This window comes from Streptomyces niveiscabiei (assembly GCF_001419795.1).
In the GTDB taxonomy this organism is placed as follows: Bacteria; Actinomycetota; Actinomycetes; order Streptomycetales; family Streptomycetaceae; genus Streptomyces; species Streptomyces niveiscabiei.
This window is the reverse complement of sequence record NZ_LIRL01000614.1, coordinates 1-2,060: the sequence shown is the minus strand read 5'-3', so window position 1 is coordinate 2,060 and position 2,060 is coordinate 1. Positions and strand designations below refer to the sequence as shown.

Annotated in this window: 1 protein-coding gene and 1 pseudogene; both read left to right on the top strand. The window is 74.3% G+C overall.

What is annotated here, in order from left to right:
- Positions 1-298: pseudogene (locus tag AOK24_RS51235) on the top strand (ATP-binding protein); the annotation flags it as partial.
- Positions 299-300: 2 nt separating this feature from the next.
- Positions 301-2,060, top strand: a 1,760-nt coding sequence (locus tag AOK24_RS28080) for an ATP-binding protein (protein ID WP_240554154.1), incomplete at both ends; no start/stop codon positions are given.

Genomic DNA, 2,060 nt, shown 5'->3' with positions numbered 1-2,060 from the left:
CCGGCCCTCCTGTGCCTCCTGGAGGAGGAGGCCCGCACCTACCTCGGCGACTGGTACGACATCGCCGGCCCGTCCCTGGGCCTGACCCAGCCCGGCCTCACCCCGAGCGACCCGCAGGGCGTGTACGACGGCCTGGTCGAACTCGTACGGCGCCTCGCGGCCCGCGACTACCCCCTGGTCCTGCTGATCGACGACGCGCACTGGGCGGACCAGGAGACCCTGCGCTGGCTCGCCGCGTTCGCGGAACGCCTGGCCGACCTGTCGGTCCTGGTCGTCGTCGCCCACCGCCCCGGCGAGGNNGCGGCGTACCTGACGGCGGTGGACGACCTCGCCGGCGACGCCGTACGCGGCCTGACCGCCCTCTCCCCGCCCGCCGTCGCGGAGCTGACCCGCGCCACGCTCGGCGACCGGGCGGACGACCCGTTCTGCCGCGAGGTGTGGGCGGTGACCGGCGGGAACCCGTACTACACGGTCGAGCTGCTGGCGAAGGTCCACGACCGGGACCTGGAGCCGACCGAGTCGGCCGCCGAGGAACTCCGCGCCATCAACAAGGCCGCCCACGACGGCGGTTTCGTCGCCCACCTCGAAGGGCTCGGCATCGAGGCGACCCGCTTCGCGTGGGCGGCGGCCATCCTCGGCACCGGCATCTTCGTCGAGCACGCGGCCGGCATGGCGGGCCTCGGCCCCGCCAAGGCCCAGCAGTGCGTCGAGGTCCTGCGCACCGCCCGTATCCTCACCGCGCCGGGCCCGGCCGACGACGGCGACCTCGTCTTCGTCCACCCGCTGATAGCGACCGCCGTCTACAGCAACATCCCCGAGTACCTGCGCGGCGCCATGCACGGCGTCGCAGCGAAAGTCGTCCTGGACGCGGGCCGGGGCATCGCCGCCGCCTCCCGCCACCTCCTCGAAGTGCACCCGGAGGGCGACGCCGACCTCGTCGAGCAACTCCGCGAGGCCGCCCGCGCCCACCTCGCCGTCGGCGCCCCCGACGCGGCCCTGCGCTGCCTGGAACGCGCGCTCGCGGAACCCCCGGTCGCCGGGGCCCGCGCCCAGGTCCTGTACGAACTGGGCTGCGCGACCCTCCTCACGTCCCCGTCCCAGACGGTCGCCCACCTCAGCCGCGCCCTCGAACTCCCCGGCCTGGAAGGGGACGTCCGCGTCGACGCCGTATGCCGCCTCTCCCAGGCCCAGATGCACAACAACGAGCTGGACGAGGCCGTCCGCACGGTCCGTACGGAAGCCGCCCGGCACGAACCCGGGCCCGCGCGGATGCGGCTGACGGCCGTCCAGTTCATGTGGGAGCGCCTCGTCCTCGGCGAGGCGTCCGCCCCCGGCAGCTCCGAACGCCTCGCCGAACTCGCCGCGACCTGCACCGGCCGCGACAACGGCGAACGCGCCCTGCTCGTCCTGCGCGGCTTCGACGCGACGTGCCGGGGCGAGAACGCGGAAGAGGTCGCCGAACTCTGCGACCGCGCCCTTGTCAACGGCGGCCTCGCCCCCGGCCTCGACTGGACCGGCACCGAGTGGGGCATCGAACTGCCGATGATGCTCGCGTCCGCGTACGCCTACACGGACCGCCTCGACCGCGCCGACACCCTCTTCAACGGCGCCCTGCGCGCGTACACCACCGCCGGCTGGAGCGGGGGCCATCTCTCGCTGGCCCACGCCTACTTGGGCCTCGGCCTGCGGCGCCGGGGGCGCCTGCGGGAGGCGGAGGAGTCGCTGCGCGAGGCTCTGCGGCTCGCCGAACGCGTGGGCCGGGGACTCCCGCTGTACTGGTCGGCGATCTGCAACCTGGTCGACGTCCTGCTGGCCCGGGGCCACATCGAGGAGGCCTGGCGGACGGCCGAACAGTACGACTTCGTCGCCCCCTACCCCTCCACGATCGTCCTCCCCGACCCCCGCTCGGTCCGAGGCCGCCTGCTCCTCGCCGTGGGCCGGACAACGGAGGGCATCAACGAACTGGAGGAGGCGGAGAAGGCGGCAGCCGCGCGGGGCCACTTGAACCCGGTGATGGTCCCCTGGGCCCTCGACCTGGCCCGAGCCCTCTCGTCGCAGGA